At 49.7% G+C, this 17,077-nt stretch carries 16 protein-coding genes; 10 read left to right on the top strand and 6 right to left on the bottom strand.

Annotated features, from left to right (window positions below; all coding sequences use genetic code 11):
• Position 1: 1 nt before the first annotated feature.
• Positions 2-850, top strand: a complete 849-nt coding sequence (gene focB, locus ACJHYW_RS09340; RefSeq protein WP_061092814.1) for a formate transporter FocB — start codon at positions 2-4, stop codon at positions 848-850.
• A gap of 36 nt (positions 851-886) precedes the next feature.
• On the opposite strand, the gene ACJHYW_RS09345 is transcribed toward focB, so the two are convergent.
• Positions 887-1,948 (bottom strand): AI-2E family transporter, encoded by a 1,062-nt coding sequence (locus ACJHYW_RS09345; protein WP_000892044.1) that lies wholly within the window; start codon positions 1,946-1,948, stop codon positions 887-889.
• A gap of 212 nt (positions 1,949-2,160) precedes the next feature.
• On the opposite strand from ACJHYW_RS09345, the gene bepA reads away from it, so the two are divergent.
• Together bepA and arsC are read left to right on the top strand one after the other, a co-directional pair.
• Positions 2,161-3,624 carry a beta-barrel assembly-enhancing protease gene (gene bepA, locus ACJHYW_RS09350; protein ID WP_000489677.1) on the top strand — a complete coding sequence of 488 codons (1,464 nt, stop codon included), beginning with the start codon at positions 2,161-2,163 and terminating at the stop codon, positions 3,622-3,624.
• Positions 3,625-3,644: 20 nt separating this feature from the next.
• A complete protein-coding gene (arsC, locus tag ACJHYW_RS09355) occupies positions 3,645-4,004 on the top strand; it encodes an arsenate reductase (glutaredoxin) (protein ID WP_000166449.1) in 360 nt (119 codons plus the stop codon).
• Positions 4,005-4,109: 105 nt separating this feature from the next.
• On the opposite strand, the gene ACJHYW_RS09360 is transcribed toward arsC, so the two are convergent.
• The 3 genes from ACJHYW_RS09360 to upp all read right to left on the bottom strand — a co-directional run bounded on the left by ACJHYW_RS09360 (position 4,110) and on the right by upp (position 6,907).
• Complete coding sequence (locus tag ACJHYW_RS09360; protein WP_001307333.1) at positions 4,110-4,811, bottom strand: DnaA inactivator Hda; 702 nt, start codon at positions 4,809-4,811, stop codon at positions 4,110-4,112.
• 94 nt (positions 4,812-4,905) lie between these two features.
• Positions 4,906-6,195, bottom strand: a complete 1,290-nt coding sequence (gene uraA / locus ACJHYW_RS09365; protein ID WP_000198327.1) for a uracil permease — start codon at positions 6,193-6,195, stop codon at positions 4,906-4,908.
• An 85-nt stretch (positions 6,196-6,280) separates the two neighbouring features.
• Positions 6,281-6,907, bottom strand: a complete 627-nt coding sequence (gene upp / locus ACJHYW_RS09370; RefSeq protein WP_001295473.1) for a uracil phosphoribosyltransferase — start codon at positions 6,905-6,907, stop codon at positions 6,281-6,283.
• Between the two features lie 324 nt (positions 6,908-7,231).
• Between upp and purM the strand changes: the two genes are divergently transcribed.
• The 4 genes from purM (at position 7,232) to ppx (ending at position 12,691) form a co-directional block, all read left to right on the top strand.
• Positions 7,232-8,269 (top strand): phosphoribosylformylglycinamidine cyclo-ligase, encoded by a 1,038-nt coding sequence (gene purM / locus ACJHYW_RS09375; protein WP_001296287.1) that lies wholly within the window; start codon positions 7,232-7,234, stop codon positions 8,267-8,269.
• Positions 8,269-8,907 (top strand): phosphoribosylglycinamide formyltransferase, encoded by a 639-nt coding sequence (purN, locus tag ACJHYW_RS09380; protein ID WP_001028623.1) that lies wholly within the window; start codon positions 8,269-8,271, stop codon positions 8,905-8,907. Before purM ends, purN begins: the two co-directional genes overlap by 1 nt.
• A gap of 171 nt (positions 8,908-9,078) precedes the next feature.
• Positions 9,079-11,145: a polyphosphate kinase 1 gene (ppk1, locus tag ACJHYW_RS09385; protein WP_000529576.1), complete on the top strand. Its 2,067-nt coding sequence runs from the start codon at positions 9,079-9,081 to the stop codon at positions 11,143-11,145.
• Between the two features lie 4 nt (positions 11,146-11,149).
• Positions 11,150-12,691, top strand: a complete 1,542-nt coding sequence (gene ppx, locus ACJHYW_RS09390) for an exopolyphosphatase (RefSeq protein ID WP_001121363.1) — start codon at positions 11,150-11,152, stop codon at positions 12,689-12,691.
• Between the two features lie 38 nt (positions 12,692-12,729).
• On the opposite strand, the gene pdeF is transcribed toward ppx, so the two are convergent.
• Together pdeF and ACJHYW_RS09400 are read right to left on the bottom strand one after the other, a co-directional pair.
• Positions 12,730-14,973, bottom strand: a complete 2,244-nt coding sequence (gene pdeF / locus ACJHYW_RS09395) for a cyclic-guanylate-specific phosphodiesterase PdeF (protein WP_000772782.1) — start codon at positions 14,971-14,973, stop codon at positions 12,730-12,732.
• 181 nt (positions 14,974-15,154) lie between these two features.
• Entirely contained in the window at positions 15,155-15,307 is a 153-nt protein-coding gene (locus tag ACJHYW_RS09400) for a hypothetical protein (protein WP_000017552.1), read from the bottom strand.
• Positions 15,308-15,324: 17 nt separating this feature from the next.
• Here ACJHYW_RS09400 and ACJHYW_RS09405 point away from each other — a divergent pair, with 17 nt between their 5' ends.
• The 3 genes from ACJHYW_RS09405 (at position 15,325) to ACJHYW_RS09415 (ending at position 16,900) form a co-directional block, all read left to right on the top strand.
• Complete coding sequence (locus ACJHYW_RS09405; protein ID WP_000075991.1) at positions 15,325-15,516, top strand: YfgG family protein; 192 nt, start codon at positions 15,325-15,327, stop codon at positions 15,514-15,516.
• Between the two features lie 310 nt (positions 15,517-15,826).
• The gene (locus tag ACJHYW_RS09410) at positions 15,827-16,345 is read left to right on the top strand and encodes a glycine zipper 2TM domain-containing protein (protein WP_001295476.1); all 519 of its coding nucleotides are present in this window, start codon (positions 15,827-15,829) and stop codon (positions 16,343-16,345) included.
• Positions 16,346-16,360: 15 nt separating this feature from the next.
• The gene (locus ACJHYW_RS09415) at positions 16,361-16,900 is read left to right on the top strand and encodes a DUF5384 family protein (RefSeq protein WP_000755178.1); all 540 of its coding nucleotides are present in this window, start codon (positions 16,361-16,363) and stop codon (positions 16,898-16,900) included.
• The last annotated feature ends 177 nt before the right edge of the window (positions 16,901-17,077 follow it).

The following is a 17,077-nucleotide window of genomic DNA, read 5'->3' on the forward strand; positions in this document are numbered from 1 at the left end:
CATGAGAAACAAACTCTCTTTCGACTTGCAGTTGAGCGCCAGAAAAGCGGCAATCGCTGAACGGATTGCCGCCCATAAAATTGCCCGCAGCAAAGTGTCGGTCTTTTTAATGGCGATGTCCGCTGGCGTGTTTATGGCGATCGGATTTACTTTTTACCTTTCCGTTATCGCCGATGCCCCGTCTTCACAAGCATTAACACATCTGGTGGGCGGCCTTTGCTTTACACTCGGCTTTATTTTGCTGGCGGTTTGCGGCACCAGCCTGTTCACCTCGTCGGTAATGACGGTGATGGCAAAAAGTCGGGGCGTTATTAGCTGGCGAACATGGCTGATTAATGCACTTCTGGTGGCCTGCGGTAATCTGGCAGGTATTGCCTGTTTCAGTTTGTTAATCTGGTTTTCCGGGCTGGTGATGAGTGAAAACGCGATGTGGGGAGTCGCGGTTTTACACTGCGCCGAGGGCAAAATGCATCATACATTTACTGAATCAGTCAGCCTCGGCATTATGTGCAATGAGATGGTTTGCCTGGCGCTGTGGATGAGTTATTGCGGACGTTCGTTATGCGACAAAATCGTCGCCATGATTTTGCCCATCACCCTGTTTGTCGCCAGTGGTTTTGAGCACTGTATCGCCAATTTGTTTGTGATTCCGTTCGCCATTGCCATTCGCCATTTCGCCCCTACCTCCTTCTGGCAACTGGCGCACAGTAGCGCAGACCATTTTCCGGCACTGACGGTCAGCCATTTTATTACCGCCAATCTGCTCCCGGTGATGCTGGGTAATATTATCGGCGGTGCAGTGCTGGTGAGTATTTGTTATCGGGCTATTTATTTACGTCAGGAACCCTAAAAATCAGCCCGGCGAAACAGTTCGTCGGGCTGAAGATTATTCTTGCGCGATTTGCCCATCGGGCCAGGCGTGAATCACGGCTTTGATCAACGTCGCCAACGGAATGGCGAAGAATACGCCCCAGAATCCCCACAAACCACCGAAGATCACTACTGATAAAATAATGACCAGCGGATGCAGGTTAACCGCTTCGGAGAACAACACAGGTACTAACAGGTTGCCGTCCAGCGCCTGAATAATCAGATACACCGCGAAGCAGCTCCAGAATTCCGTGCCAGCACCAAACTGGAATAGCGCCACGCCAACCACCGGAATGGTCACCACAAATGCACCAATGTACGGAATAAGTACCGAGAAGCCGACCAGCACCGCCAGCAGCAGCGAATAGTTCAGCCCGAAGAGTAAGAACCCCAGCCAGGTGGCGATCCCCACCACGATCATCTCCAGCACTTTGCCGCGGATATAGTTGGTGATTTGTTGATTCATCTCCTTCCACACCTGTCCTGCCAGCCCACGGTTACGCGGCAGCACCCGACGAACGGCGTTCAGCATCTGCTCTTTGTCTTTCAGCAGGAAGAAGACCATCAATGGTACCAGCACCAGATAGACGGCTATGGTCAGCAAACCGACCAGCGAGGCGAGGGAAATTTTCACCACCGAATCGCCCATGGTCAGCATCCGACTGCGCATATTTTCGGCCATTGCATCAATAATGCCCGCATCCATCAACGCCGGATAGCGGCGCGGCAACGTGGCGGCAAAGTCAGAAAGCTTATTGAGCATCCCCGGCATATCGCGAATTAAGTAGATGCCCTGCTGCCAGGCGATAGGCAATACCACGAACGCCATCAGTAGCAATATACCGACGAAAACCACCAATACAATCGACGTCGCCCAGCGGCGGGAGCAGCCAATAGATTGCAGGCGCACGGTTGGCCATTCCAGCAAATAGGCCAGCACAATAGCCACCAACAGTGGAGCAAGCAGGCCACTAAAGAAAAAGATAATGCCAAATCCGGCAACTAAAATAACCAGCAAGGCAATCGCTTCCGGGTCGCTAAAACGGCGGCGATACCATTGCATCAACATTTCGAGCATAAAGACCTTCCCTGAACCTCAAGAGCGGGATTGCGATCCGCAATTGTATCGAAATGTCACAAAAAAGACTTCGCTTTTTATGACGGATTCAGGAAACTGAAAAGTCATTTGAGTGGGCTAATCTTCGCCGTTACACTCAAAGGCGGCGCGGTGGGAACGATATTTCACAGTATCGGTCAAATGACTATCTTCAGAAATACAGGATAGAGGTTATGTTCAGGCAGTTGAAAAAAAACCTGGTTGCAACCCTCATTGCTGCTATGACCATTGGTCAGGTAGCCCCGGCGTTTGCCGACAGCGCAGACACCTTGCCGGATATGGGAACCTCCGCAGGAAGCACGCTTTCCATTGGTCAGGAAATGCAGATGGGCGACTATTATGTCCGCCAGCTACGCGGCAGCGCGCCGTTAATTAATGACCCGCTGTTAACGCAATATATTAATTCGCTGGGTATGCGTCTGGTTTCGCATGCCAATTCGGTTAAGACACCGTTTCATTTCTTTCTGATCAACAACGACGAAATTAACGCCTTTGCTTTCTTTGGCGGCAACGTGGTGCTGCACTCTGCCCTGTTCCGTTATTCCGATAACGAAAGTCAACTGGCTTCAGTTATGGCGCACGAAATCTCCCACGTCACCCAACGTCACCTGGCGCGAGCGATGGAAGATCAGCAGCGCAGCGCGCCGCTGACCTGGGTCGGCGCGTTAGGTTCTATTTTACTGGCGATGGCCAGTCCGCAGGCGGGGATGGCGGCGCTGACCGGTACACTGGCGGGAACGCGCCAGGGGATGATCAGTTTCACCCAGCAAAATGAACAGGAAGCGGACCGCATTGGTATTCAGGTGCTGCAACGCTCGGGATTCGATCCGCAGGCGATGCCGACCTTCCTCGAAAAATTACTCGATCAGGCGCGTTACTCCTCGCGCCCACCAGAAATTCTGCTCACTCACCCACTACCGGAAAGCCGTCTGGCTGATGCCCGTAACCGTGCCAATCAGATGCGCCCGATGGTGGTGCAATCGTCAGAAGATTTCTATCTGGCAAAAGTGCGCACACTGGGGATGTATAATTCCGGACGTAACCAGCTCACCAGTGATTTGCTGGATGAATGGGCGAAAGGAAACGTTCGTCAGCAACGAGCGGCGCAATATGGTCGTGCTCTACAGGCGATGGAAGCCAATAAATACGATGAGGCGCGTAAAACGCTGCAACCGTTACTGGCGGCAGAACCTGGCAACGCATGGTATCTCGATCTGGCTACCGATATCGATCTTGGGCAAAACAAAGCCAATGAGGCAATCAATCGCCTGAAAAATGCCCGTGATTTGCGCACCAATCCGGTGTTGCAGCTCAACCTGGCGAACGCTTATCTGCAAGGCGGTCAACCACAAGAAGCGGCCAATATTCTGAATCGCTACACTTTTAACAATAAAGATGACAGCAACGGCTGGGATTTACTGGCACAGGCGGAAGCCGCGCTAAATAACCGCGATCAGGAACTGGCTGCGCGAGCAGAAGGTTATGCGCTCGCCGGGCGACTCGATCAGGCCATTTCCTTGTTGAGTAGCGCCAGTTCTCAGGTGAAATTAGGCAGCCTGCAACAAGCGCGTTACGATGCGCGCATCGACCAGTTGCGCCAGCTGCAGGAACGCTTTAAGCCTTATACCAAGATGTAATTCGCATTAAAGGAAGAACAATGACCAAACAGGTAAAAATCTACCATAACCCACGCTGTTCAAAGAGCCGGGAAACGCTGAACCTGCTGAAAGAAAACGGCGTGGAGCCAGAAGTGGTGCTCTACCTTGAGACACCCGCCGATGCGGCAACGCTGCGTGATTTGCTGAAAATGCTGGGAATGAATAGCGCTCGTGAATTGATGCGCCAGAAAGAGGATCTTTATAAAGAACTGAACCTGGCTGACAGTTCGCTTAGCGAAGAGGCGCTGATTCAGGCAATGGTGGATAATCCGAAGCTAATGGAGCGCCCGATTGTGGTCGCGAATGGCAAAGCGCGGATTGGTCGTCCACCGGAGCAGGTACTGGAAATCGTGGGTTAAGAAGTGCTCCATCGCTAGTTGAAGCACATTGCCGGATGCGACGCTTGCCGCGTCTTATCCGGCCTACGAATACTATGGGTGCGCATCCGACAATAAACACCTTATCTACAACTTCAGAATTTCTTTCACAAAAGGAATGGTCAGCTTGCGTTGCGCGGTAATCGACGCACGATCCAGCTGATCCAGCGTCATAAACAACGTGCGCATTTCTCTGTCGAGCCGCTTCAGCAAGAAACGCCCCACATCTTCCGGCAGTTCAAAACCACGCAAACGCGCGCGTAACTGTAGCGCCTGCAACTTATCTTCATCAGAAAGTGGCTGCAATTTGTAGATCTGCCCCCAGTCGAGTCGCGACGCGAGATCCGGTAATCCCAGATTCAACTGCCGCGGTGGACGATCGCCGGTGATCAACAACCGTGTTTTGCCCGATTCCAGAATTCGATTGTAGAGATCGAAAATCGCCATCTCCCACAACTCATCGCCTGCAATACACTCAATGTTGTCAATACAGACCAGCGACAAATGCTCCATACCGTCGAGCACTTCCGGAACAAACCAAGTGCGTTTATCCAGCGGGACATAGCCCACCGCATCGCCACGCTGCGACAATTCCGCGCAAGCCGCGTGCAGCAGATGGCTGCGCCCCGCGCCTTCGCGTGCCCAGAGATAGATGTAACCGCTATGTTCCTGACGCAGCACGTTTTGCAGCGCGGCCAGTAAAGAGGAGTTATCCCCCGGCCAGAAACTTGCAAAGGTTTCGTCGTCAGGAAGATAAAGTGGCAAAGAGAGCTGTGCCGGTGTGTTCAGAGATACCTCAACCAGGATTTCACAAAATCGCGAGAAGTTTACCACAGAATCCCATGATGTTTGAACCGGGCAGCAACACTGCCCGGTCGGTACATTATTTGTCTGTTATATCCGCGTCTTCTGCGTCCAGCACCACTTCTTCAGGGCGCAGCATACTAATCAGTTTGAAGATCAAACTTAAGCCGATACCGACGATGGTCGCCAGCGCCATACCTTTCAGCTCCGCCGCGCCAATGTTTACCTTCGCGCCACTGACGCCGATGATCAAAATAACGGAAGTCAGGATCAGGTTCTGTGCTTTGTTGTAATCCACTTTCGATTCGATCAACACACGAATACCGGAAGCACCGATGACACCGTAAAGCAGCAGCGAAACGCCGCCCATCACCGGCAATGGAATCATCTGGATAGCAGCAGCCAGTTTACCGACGCAGGAAAGCAGGATAGCGAAAATCGCCGCACCGCCGATAACCCAGGTACTGTAAACACGGGTGATCGCCATCACGCCAATGTTTTCCCCGTAGGTAGTATTTGGCGTGGAGCCAAAGAAGCCGGAGATCACGGTCGACAAGCCGTTAGCAAACATCGAACGGTGCAGACCTGGATCGCGCAGCAGATCTTTTTTGACGATATTAGCCGTTACTACCAGGTGCCCTACGTGTTCGGCAATAACCACTAACGCCGCTGGCAGAATAGTCAGAATGGCAAACCACTCGAAGCGCGGCGTATAGAGAGTTGGCAGCGCAAACCAGTGAGCATTAATAATCGGCGTGGTATCGACAATTCCCATTGCGAAAGAGAGCGCGTAGCCCACCAGCACGCCAATTAAAATCGGGATAATTGCCAGGAAACCACGAAACAGCACGGAACCTAAAACCGTGACCGCCAGGGTGGTAATAGAGATGATGATGGTTTTGGAGTCTGGCGTTTGCCCTTCAGCCGGGAGTAAACCCGCCATACCGGCAGCTACGCCCGCCAGCTCCAGACCGATGACGGCAACGATTGCGCCCATTGCCGCAGGTGGAAACAGCACGTCCAGCCAGCCGGTCCCCGCTTTCTTCACGATAAAAGAAACCAGGCAGAACAGCACGCCGCACATAATAAAGCCGCCCAGCGCGACTTCATACCCTAACGGCAACAGTAACAATACCGGTGAAATAAAGGCAAAGCTGGAACCAAGATAAGCCGGGATTTTCCCTTTACAGATGAAGAGATACAGCAGCGTTCCTATACCGTTAAATAACAGTACAGTCGCCGGGTTAATATGAAATAAGACGGGCACCAGGACGGTTGCACCAAACATAGCGAACAAATGTTGCAAACTAAGCGGGATTGTCTGTAAAAGTGGCGGTCTTTCACTCACCCCGATAGCACGGCGCGTCATAGTATTATCCTCTGTATTATGTGTTATAGGCGCTTTACTCAAAAAAAAGCCGACTCTTAAAGTCGGCTTTAATTATTTTTATTCTTTATTTCGTACCAAAGATTTTGTCACCGGCATCGCCGAGGCCCGGAATAATGTATCCGTGCTCGTTCAGTCCCTGGTCAATCGATGCAGTATACAGTTCGACGTCCGGGTGCGCTTTTTCCAGCGCAGCGATACCTTCTGGCGCAGCTACCAGCACCAGAACTTTGATGCTGCTGCAGCCCGCTTTTTTCAGCAGGTCGATGGTCGCGATAACGGAACCACCGGTTGCCAGCATTGGGTCAACGATCAGCGCCATACGCTCATCGATGTTAGAAACCAGTTTCTGGAAGTACGGTACCGGCTCCAGCGTTTCTTCATTACGGTACATACCGACGACGCTGATGCGCGCGCTCGGAACGTTTTCCAGCACACCGTCCATCATCCCCAGACCCGCACGCAGAATTGGCACAACGGTAATTTTCTTACCTTTGATCTGGTCGATTTCTACCGGGCCGTTCCAGCCTTCGATAGTGACTTTTTCCGTTTCGAGGTCGGCGGTCGCTTCGTAAGTCAGCAGGCTACCCACTTCGGAAGCGAGTTCGCGAAAGCGCTTGGTGCTGATATCTTGCTCACGCATCAGTCCCAGCTTGTGTTTGACGAGTGGGTGTTTGACTTCCACGATCTTCATACTCTTTCTCCTTTGAGGGGCAGCCACAAAAAAAATCGACGGATTATACCTCCTTTCTTCAAGGCGGCAATATTATTTTCGTTGACTTTAGTCAAAATGATAACGGTTTGAGATAAAGTTATTTTGTATTCAAATGGTTATGGAAGAAGATTATTCCATCCGAAAACGATCCTTTGCCCTGGTACAAGTATTCTTTCGCCGCGCGCCTGGGGAAAAGACGTGCAAAAAGGTTGTGTAAAGCAGTCTCGCAAACGTTTGCTTTCCCTGTTAGAATTGCGCCGAATTTTATTTTTCTACCGCAAGTAACGCGTGGGGACCCAAGCAGTGACCGATAAAACCTCTCTTAGCTACAAAGATGCCGGTGTTGATATTGACGCGGGTAATGCTCTGGTTGGAAGAATCAAAGGCGTAGTGAAGAAAACGCGTCGTCCGGAAGTGATGGGCGGTCTGGGCGGCTTCGGTGCGCTGTGTGCATTGCCGCAAAAATATCGTGAACCCGTGCTGGTTTCCGGCACTGACGGCGTAGGTACCAAGCTGCGTCTGGCGATGGACTTAAAACGTCACGACACCATTGGTATTGATCTGGTCGCCATGTGCGTTAATGACCTGGTGGTGCAAGGTGCGGAACCGCTGTTTTTCCTCGACTATTACGCAACCGGAAAACTGGATGTTGATACCGCTTCAGCGGTGATCAGCGGCATCGCGGAAGGTTGTCTGCAATCGGGCTGTTCACTGGTGGGTGGCGAAACGGCAGAAATGCCGGGGATGTATCACGGTGAAGATTACGATGTCGCTGGTTTCTGCGTTGGCGTGGTAGAAAAATCAGAAATCATTGACGGATCTAAAGTCAGCGACGGCGATGTGCTGATTGCACTCGGCTCCAGCGGTCCGCACTCGAACGGCTATTCGCTGGTGCGCAAAATTCTTGAAGTCAGCGGTTGTGATCCGCAAACCACCGAACTTGATGGTAAGCCATTAGCCGATCATCTGCTGGCACCGACCCGCATTTACGTGAAGTCAGTGCTGAAATTGATTGAAAAGGTCGATGTGCATGCCATTGCGCACCTGACCGGCGGCGGCTTCTGGGAAAACATTCCGCGCGTATTGCCAGATAATACCCAGGCAGTGATTGATGAATCTTCCTGGCAGTGGCCGGAAGTGTTCAACTGGCTGCAAACGGCAGGTAACGTTGAGCGCCATGAAATGTATCGCACCTTCAACTGCGGCGTCGGGATGATTATTGCCCTGCCTGCTCCGGAAGTGGACAAAGCCCTCGCCCTGCTCAATGCCAACGGTGAAAACGCGTGGAAAATCGGTATCATCAAAGCCTCTGATTCCGAACAACGCGTGGTTATCGAATAATGAATATTGTGGTGCTTATTTCCGGCAACGGAAGTAATTTGCAGGCAATTATTGACGCCTGCAAAACCAACAAAATTAAAGGCACCGTACGGGCAGTTTTCAGCAATAAGGCCGACGCGTTCGGCCTTGAACGCGCCCGCCAGGCGGGTATTGCAACGCATACGCTCATCGCCAGCGCGTTTGACAGTCGTGAAGCCTATGACCGGGAGTTGATTCATGAAATCAACATGTACGCACCCGATGTGGTCGTGCTGGCTGGTTTTATGCGCATTCTCAGCCCGGCGTTTGTCTCCCACTATGCCGGGCGTTTGCTGAACATTCACCCTTCTCTGCTGCCGAAATATCCCGGATTACACACCCATCGTCAGGCGCTGGAAAATGGCGATGAAGAGCACGGTACATCGGTGCATTTCGTCACCGATGAACTGGACGGTGGCCCGGTTATTTTACAGGCGAAAGTCCCGGTATTTGCTGGTGATACGGAAGATGACATCACCGCCCGCGTGCAAACCCAGGAACACGCTATTTATCCACTGGTGATTAGCTGGTTTGCCGATGGTCGTCTGAAAATGCACGAAAACGCCGCGTGGCTGGATGGTCAACGTCTGCCGCCGCAGGGCTACGCTGCCGACGAGTAATGCCCCCGTAGTTAAAGCGCCAGCTCTGCCGCTGGCGTTTTTCAATTCACCTGTAAATCGCAAGCTCCAGCAGTTTTTTTCCCCCTTTTCTGGCATAGTTGGACATCTGCCAATATTGCTCGCCATAATATCCAGGCAGTGTCCCGTGAATAAAACGGAGTAAAAGTGGTAATGGGTCAGGAAAAGCTATACATCGAAAAAGAGCTCAGTTGGTTATCGTTCAATGAACGCGTGCTTCAGGAAGCGGCGGACAAATCTAACCCGCTGATTGAAAGGATGCGTTTCCTGGGGATCTATTCCAATAACCTTGATGAGTTCTATAAAGTCCGCTTCGCTGAACTGAAGCGACGCATCATTATTAGCGAAGAACAAGGTTCCAACTCTCATTCCCGCCATTTACTGGGCAAAATTCAGTCCCGGGTGCTGAAAGCCGATCAGGAATTCGACGGCCTCTACAACGAGTTGTTGCTGGAGATGGCGCGCAACCAGATCTTCCTGATTAATGAACGCCAGCTCTCCGTCAATCAACAAAACTGGCTGCGTCATTATTTTAAGCAGTATCTGCGTCAGCACATTACGCCGATTTTAATCAATCCTGACACTGATTTAGTGCAGTTCCTGAAAGATGATTACACCTATCTGGCGGTGGAAATTATCCGTGGCGATACCATCCGTTACGCGCTGCTGGAGATCCCATCAGATAAAGTGCCGCGCTTTGTGAATTTACCGCCAGAAGCGCCGCGTCGACGCAAGCCGATGATTCTTCTGGATAACATTCTGCGTTACTGCCTTGATGATATTTTCAAAGGCTTCTTTGATTATGACGCGCTGAATGCCTATTCAATGAAGATGACCCGCGATGCCGAATACGATTTAGTGCATGAGATGGAAGCCAGCCTGATGGAGTTGATGTCTTCCAGTCTCAAGCAGCGTTTAACTGCTGAGCCGGTGCGTTTTGTTTATCAGCGCGATATGCCCAATGCGCTGGTTGAAGTGTTACGCGAAAAACTGACTATTTCCCGCTACGACTCCATCGTCCCCGGCGGTCGTTATCATAATTTTAAAGACTTTATTAATTTCCCCAATGTCGGCAAAGCCAATCTGGTGAACAAACCACTGCCGCGTTTACGCCACATTTGGTTTGATAAAGCCCAGTTCCGCAATGGTTTTGATGCCATTCGCGAACGCGATGTGTTGCTCTATTATCCTTATCATACCTTTGAGCATGTGCTGGAACTGCTGCGTCAGGCTTCGTTCGACCCGAGCGTACTGGCGATTAAAATTAACATTTACCGCGTGGCGAAAGATTCACGCATCATCGACTCGATGATCCACGCCGCACACAACGGTAAGAAAGTCACCGTGGTGGTTGAGTTACAGGCGCGTTTCGACGAAGAAGCCAACATTCACTGGGCGAAGCGCCTGACCGAAGCAGGCGTGCACGTTATCTTCTCTGCGCCGGGGCTGAAAATTCACGCCAAACTGTTCCTGATTTCACGTAAAGAAAACGGTGAAGTGGTGCGTTACGCACACATCGGGACCGGAAATTTTAACGAAAAAACCGCGCGTCTTTATACTGACTATTCGTTGCTGACCGCCGATGCGCGCATCACCAACGAAGTACGGCGGGTGTTCAACTTTATTGAAAACCCATACCGTCCGGTGACATTTGATTATTTAATGGTGTCGCCGCAAAACTCCCGCCGCCTGTTGTATGAAATGGTGGACCGCGAAATCGCCAACGCGCAGCAAGGGCTGCCCAGCGGTATCACCCTGAAGCTAAATAACCTTGTCGATAAAGGCCTGGTTGATCGTCTGTATGCGGCCTCCAGCTCCGGCGTACCGGTTAATCTGCTGGTTCGCGGCATGTGTTCGCTGATCCCCAATCTGGAAGGCATTAGCGACAACATTCGTGCCATCAGTATTGTTGACCGTTACCTTGAACATGACCGGGTTTATATTTTTGAAAATGGCGGCGATAAAAAGGTCTACCTTTCTTCCGCCGACTGGATGACGCGCAATATTGATTATCGTATTGAAGTGGCGACACCGCTGCTCGATCCGCGCCTGAAGCAGCGGGTGCTGGACATCATCGACATATTATTCAGCGATACAGTCAAAGCACGTTATATCGATAAAGAACTCAGTAATCGCTACGTTCCCCGCGGCAATCGCCGCAAAGTACGGGCGCAGTTGGCGATTTACGACTACATCAAATCACTCGAACAACCTGAATAACCCTATGCCAATACACGATAAATCCCCTCGTCCGCAGGAGTTTGCTGCGGTCGATCTTGGTTCAAACAGTTTTCACATGGTCATAGCCCGTGTGGTAGATGGTGCCATGCAGATTATTGGCCGCCTGAAACAGCGGGTGCATCTGGCGGACGGCCTGGGGCCAGATAATATGTTGAGTGAAGAAGCAATGACGCGCGGTTTAAACTGTCTGTCGCTGTTTGCCGAACGGCTACAAGGGTTTTCTCCTGCCAGCGTCTGTATAGTTGGCACCCATACACTGCGTCAGGCGCTGAACGCCACTGACTTTCTGAAACGCGCGGAAAAGGTCATTCCCTACCCGATTGAAATTATTTCCGGTAATGAAGAAGCCCGTCTGATTTTTATGGGCGTGGAACATACCCAACCGGAGAAAGGTCGCAAACTGGTTATTGATATTGGCGGCGGATCTACGGAACTGGTGATTGGTGAAAATTTCGAACCTATTCTCGTTGAAAGCCGCCGGATGGGTTGTGTCAGCTTTGCCCAGCTTTATTTCCCTGGCGGGGTCATCAATAAAGAGAATTTCCAGCGCGCTCGTATGGCGGCAGCACAAAAACTGGAAACGTTAACCTGGCAATTCCGTATTCAGGGCTGGAACGTGGCAATGGGCGCTTCCGGTACCATAAAAGCCGCCCATGAAGTGTTAATGGAAATGGGCGAGAAAGACGGGATAATTACCCCGGAACGTCTGGAAAAACTGGTAAAAGAAGTTTTACGTCACCGTAATTTCGCATCGCTGAGTTTACCGGGTCTTTCCGAAGAGCGGAAAACAGTCTTCGTTCCTGGACTGGCGATTTTATGCGGTGTGTTTGATGCTTTAGCCATCCGTGAACTGCGCCTTTCTGACGGGGCGTTACGCGAAGGCGTACTGTATGAAATGGAAGGACGTTTCCGTCATCAGGATGTGCGTAGTCGCACCGCCAGCAGCCTCGCCAACCAGTATCACATCGACAGCGAACAGGCCCGACGGGTGCTGGATACCACTATGCAAATGTACGAACAGTGGCGGGAACAGCAACCGAAGCTGGCGCATCCGCAACTGGAGGCGCTACTGCGATGGGCCGCCATGCTGCATGAGGTCGGGTTGAATATCAACCACAGCGGTTTGCATCGCCACTCCGCTTATATTCTGCAAAACAGCGACTTGCCGGGTTTTAATCAGGAACAGCAGTTGATGATGGCGACGCTGGTGCGCTATCACCGTAAAGCGATTAAGCTCGACGATCTGCCGCGCTTTACCTTGTTTAAGAAGAAACAGTTTCTGCCACTGATTCAGCTATTGCGCCTTGGCGTATTACTCAATAATCAACGTCAGGCAACCACCACACCGCCAACATTGACGCTGATTACCGATGACAGTCACTGGACACTGCGTTTCCCGCATGACTGGTTTAGTCAGAATGCGCTGGTACTGCTTGATCTGGAAAAGGAGCAAGAATACTGGGAAGGCGTGGCTGGCTGGCGGTTGAAAATTGAAGAAGAAAGTACCCCAGAAATCGCCGCTTAATGCTTTGCGGGCCGACGAGAAATGTCGGCCCGCATTATTCAGGCACTTTCGCGAATGGGTTCGATTTCATTCAGCGTATCAATTAACGGTTGCGGCTTACCAATAAGATAACCCTGCATATAATCGATCCCCAAAGAGAACACCGCCTCGCGGATCTCTTCGTTTTCAACGTACTCTGCCACTACCCGCATTTTCTTCATTCGCGCCAGGTGGCAAATCGACGCCACTATCTGATAATCCAGACTATTTGACACAATATTGCGGATAAAACTGCCGTCAATTTTAAGCAAATCGGCATTCACATTTTTAAGCCGCGCATAGCTGGCGTAGCCGGTGCCGAAATCATCAATCGCAATCTGGCAGCCTAATTCCTGAAGATGCTGCAAGGTGATTTGCGCCTGCTTAACATTGGTCAGAGCATTACTTTCGGTGACTTCAAAAATAAGTTGCCACGCTTCAATTTGATATTTAGCCAGCAGCTGACTGACTTCAACGGGAAAACGCGCCTGACATACCGAGGTTGGCGACAGATTAATCGCAAAACGGTGAGCGGGCATCTTCGCTCTGTTTTCAGCCATAAATTGCAGCGTATGCTCAATGACCCACATGTCGATACTCGACGATAAACCAAATTCGTGCGCGACCGGCAAGAAGCTGTCGGGGCTGATCAGTTCATCATTCTCACCTTTCATGCGCAGAAGAATTTCATGGTAGACATCACCACGCATACCGGTAATCGGCTGGGCCATCAGGAAAAAATGGTTGTGTTCCAGCGCCTGCTGTAGCCGATTCATCATCGCGACTTTATCTTTCAATTCGCGTTGCAAATACATTGCCCCGCGACGCTGCATATTTTCCGGGGCGTTGGTCACGATGGAAAGCTCGGCGACCGTATTTAGCTCTCCCAGCAGCAGGTAGATATGATTCACTGGCGAGCGCACATAGCAGTAACTGACGCCAATCTGCGGTTGCATCGGCATTCCATCCCAAAAGAAACGAAATTGCTTGAGATGGCTATCCAGTTCGGTAATGCGCTCCTGGTGCGATTCTGTATTCAGTCGCAGCGCGAGATCGTTACCCGAAAGCTGATAAACATCTTCACCCGGTTCCAGCAAGGGTGACAGCCAGTGAGAAAGTTTTTGCTTGTATTGAATCCGTAGCATGATGCCATAGTTCTTAACCAGCATTTCCATGCCAGGGATGCGTAAATAACAAAGCGCAGACCAGGGGGCATCACGCAACGCGCGATTCAGGGCGCGAACATTTGGCAGATGAACCACCGGGTCCACATACGCAAGCCGCTGAATGCGTCTGACTACCGCTCGCTGACGGGTTGCCAGTACAGCCATATAATTGACAATAAAAGAGAATACCAGATAACTGGAGGAGGTTATGGTCAGCTGCGTGGTATAGCCAGGATAAATGGGAATGTAATTTTGATAGCTGTGGATGCTGATCATCAACACGACCGCCCAGAGCAATGAAATCAGCTTATAACCATAGCGCATCGCTCCCCACATCATCAGGGGCAGCAATAATGACAAGGTATAGTTGGTGCTAAAAATTGTGCTTTTTTCATTTAACGGCATGCATAACAGCAACAACAACGCACCTAATGCCAGTAGCCAGAGCGCGAACTCTTTTTTGGTGACTTTGACATCAACCTGCTGTTTTAATTGCGAATAATAGCTGCGTAAATAACACGGATTTCGCACCACTCGAATGATGAAGTAGCACAGCGGGACACCGATCAGATTACCCACCAGTAAGGCCTGATAATTGATTAATGTCCCGAGGTTAAAAGGCATGACGCCGACCAGATTTTCTCTACTCGCCAGTAATCCTACAAACGCAGCAAACTGGAAAAGTATCAGAAACAGCGTTGCAGGAAACACAATCTGCCAGAATATACGCTGGGAAATTAAACGGGTATCACCATGTGAAACGTTGTTACGCCGGGGAGTAAAGACCCTGTAACCGCCCCAACAGAGAATGATAATGATAATAAAATTAGCCGTTAATGAGAGCGTTTCGTAGAAACCCAGCTCTGCATATTTGCGGACAAAAATCCCTAAGGCGATCCCTGGCAATGCCGCCCAGCTGAAAAACATCATCATGCTGATCATCAGTGCCAGAGGCAGATAAAAGAGAAAAACCTCACCGGAAGAAATATGCGCGAAAGTATTGATGTGGCCGAAAATGGGCAAGATTAAAGAAGGCAGGAACAGCGGAAGCCCCCACCATTTATCACGTATTTTTATATAAGTTGCATTCAGTTTCATAGATGCTCAGCAGAATCCCCCACATCCTGAAGGAGGTGTATTCAGACAGGCATCCCACCTGACTTCGAATGATGATTATTCATCACTATAGAGAGCATTGATTCTAAGTGTCATATGAAAGTTCCAATTGATATATATCAAACAAAATAACCCTGATTAATGAATTATTACGTTTATCATGTTAATTCATCATTATTACATCATCATTGTAAATAATTAAATTAACTTCCATAACATTAAAATATGTATCCACTGACGCTTTTTTACATAACGAAGAATTGACCATTTTGTCCTGTTGTGCCTTAATGTAAGTACCGTCCACAGCGTGGGACATACTTCAAGGAACCTTTTGTGAGTCAGGCAACCTGTATGCGAAAACGACACCGATTTAACAGTCGCATGACCCGTATCGTACTGCTCATCAGCTTTATCTTCTTCTTTGGCCGTTTTATCTACTCGTCCGTCGGTGCATGGCAGCACCATCAGAGCAAAAAAGAAGCTCAGCAATCCACACTCTCCGTCGAATCACCGGTACAACGTTAGCGGTTACCTTCTCCACTTTCACAGAACATAACGGCACCTCGCTGTCGGATGCTTTTGCTCTTTGGGATTATCAAAGCGGCAGATATTCTTTCATCTTAAATTTTACGTCTTTGTCCTGACTGATGTTTATCCTGTTTGGCTGCGAAATAAATATAAAATTAATACATATGTTTTAATGATGTATTTTTATAAATTATTTTCCACGTGAATTTTAATAAATTTAATCTATTCCTTTATACGCAATACATTTACTTTCCTCTTTTGATGATCTTAAATGTCTTATTTTTCGTAATGTGTATAACAAGGAATAGTGATGAAATTTAAAAAATGTCTTCTGCCTGTGGCAATGTTAGCGTCATTCACTCTGGCAGGATGCCAGTCAAATGCTGATGATCATGCCGCCGATGTTTATCAAACCGATCAACTGAATACCAAACAAGAAACTAAAACCGTTAATATTATTTCCATTCTTCCCGCAAAAGTTGCCGTAGACAACTCCCAAAATAAACGAAACGCACAAGCCTTCGGCGCGCTTATTGGTGCAGTCGCTGGCGGTGTAATCGGCCACAACGTGGGGTCTGGCAGCAATTCCGGAACGACGGCAGGTGCAGTTGGCGGCGGAGCTGTTGGCGCGGCAGCGGGTTCTATGGTGAATGATAAAACCTTAGTGGAAGGTGTTTCTCTAACGTATAAGGAAGGCACCAAAGTGTATACCTCCACCCAGGTGGGTAAAGAGTGCCAGTTTACGACAGGTTTAGCCGTTGTTATTACCACGACGTATAACGAAACGCGTATTCAGCCAAATACCAAATGTCCTGAAAAGAGCTAATAATCAGGAGGAGTCATGAAGAAAGTTTTTCTTTGCGCCATCTTAGCCTCCTTAAGCTATCCGGCTATCGCCTCATCATTGCAGGATCAACTCTCTGCTGTCGCAGAAGCGGAACAGCAAGGTAAAAATGAAGAGCAAAGGCAGCATGACGAATGGGTCGCGGAGCGCAACAGGGAAATCCAGCAAGAGAAGCAACGTCGCGCAAACGCCCAGGCCGCGGCTAATAAAAGAGCGGCAACGGCAGCAGCGAATAAGAAAGCTCGTCAGGATAAACTGGACGCCGAAGCCACTGCGGACAAAAAACGCGATCAAAGTTATGAAGATGAGCTACGCAGCTTAGAGATTCAGAAACAAAAACTGGCGCTGGCGAAAGAAGAAGCCCGCGTTAAGCGAGAAAACGAATTTATCGATCAGGAACTGAAGCACAAAGCTGCGCAAACCGATGTGGTGCAATCTGAAGCTGACGCAAACAGAAATATGACTGAAGGCGGTCGCGATCTGATGAAAAGCGTGGGCAAAGCAGAAGAGAACAAATCGGACAGCTGGTTTAATTAATCGATGTAAGTAACTTCAAGCCTATAATTCTTGAAGATAAAAAACCCTCTGTAGTAACAGAGGGTTTTGTTCATTCATAGTGCAGGGTTCAAAATCATTCCCACTCAATTATTTACGGATACCATAACCAATTGAGTGATAACATTTTTCCAAAGATGAATTTTTCTCGTACCGTTT

It is taken from the genome of Escherichia sp. WS3063 (assembly GCF_046486595.1).
In the GTDB taxonomy this organism is placed as follows: Bacteria; Pseudomonadota; Gammaproteobacteria; order Enterobacterales; family Enterobacteriaceae; genus Escherichia; species Escherichia coli.

Bases quoted from the DNA above. Each gene is read 5' to 3' on its own strand.
- focB (WP_061092814.1), top strand. From the start codon at position 2: ATGAGAAACAAACTCTCTTTCGACTTGCAGTTGAGCGCCAGAAAAGCG.
- ACJHYW_RS09345 (WP_000892044.1), bottom strand. From the start codon at position 1,948: ATGCTCGAAATGTTGATGCAATGGTATCGCCGCCGTTTTAGCGACCCG.
- bepA (WP_000489677.1), top strand. From the start codon at position 2,161: ATGTTCAGGCAGTTGAAAAAAAACCTGGTTGCAACCCTCATTGCTGCT.
- arsC (WP_000166449.1), top strand. From the start codon at position 3,645: ATGACCAAACAGGTAAAAATCTACCATAACCCACGCTGTTCAAAGAGC.
- uraA (WP_000198327.1), bottom strand. From the start codon at position 6,195: ATGACGCGCCGTGCTATCGGGGTGAGTGAAAGACCGCCACTTTTACAG.
- upp (WP_001295473.1), bottom strand. From the start codon at position 6,907: ATGAAGATCGTGGAAGTCAAACACCCACTCGTCAAACACAAGCTGGGA.
- purN (WP_001028623.1), top strand. From the start codon at position 8,269: ATGAATATTGTGGTGCTTATTTCCGGCAACGGAAGTAATTTGCAGGCA.
- ppk1 (WP_000529576.1), top strand. From the start codon at position 9,079: ATGGGTCAGGAAAAGCTATACATCGAAAAAGAGCTCAGTTGGTTATCG.
- ppx (WP_001121363.1), top strand. From the start codon at position 11,150: ATGCCAATACACGATAAATCCCCTCGTCCGCAGGAGTTTGCTGCGGTC.
- pdeF (WP_000772782.1), bottom strand. From the start codon at position 14,973: ATGAAACTGAATGCAACTTATATAAAAATACGTGATAAATGGTGGGGG.
- ACJHYW_RS09400 (WP_000017552.1), bottom strand. From the start codon at position 15,307: ATGTCCCACGCTGTGGACGGTACTTACATTAAGGCACAACAGGACAAA.
- ACJHYW_RS09415 (WP_000755178.1), top strand. From the start codon at position 16,361: ATGAAGAAAGTTTTTCTTTGCGCCATCTTAGCCTCCTTAAGCTATCCG.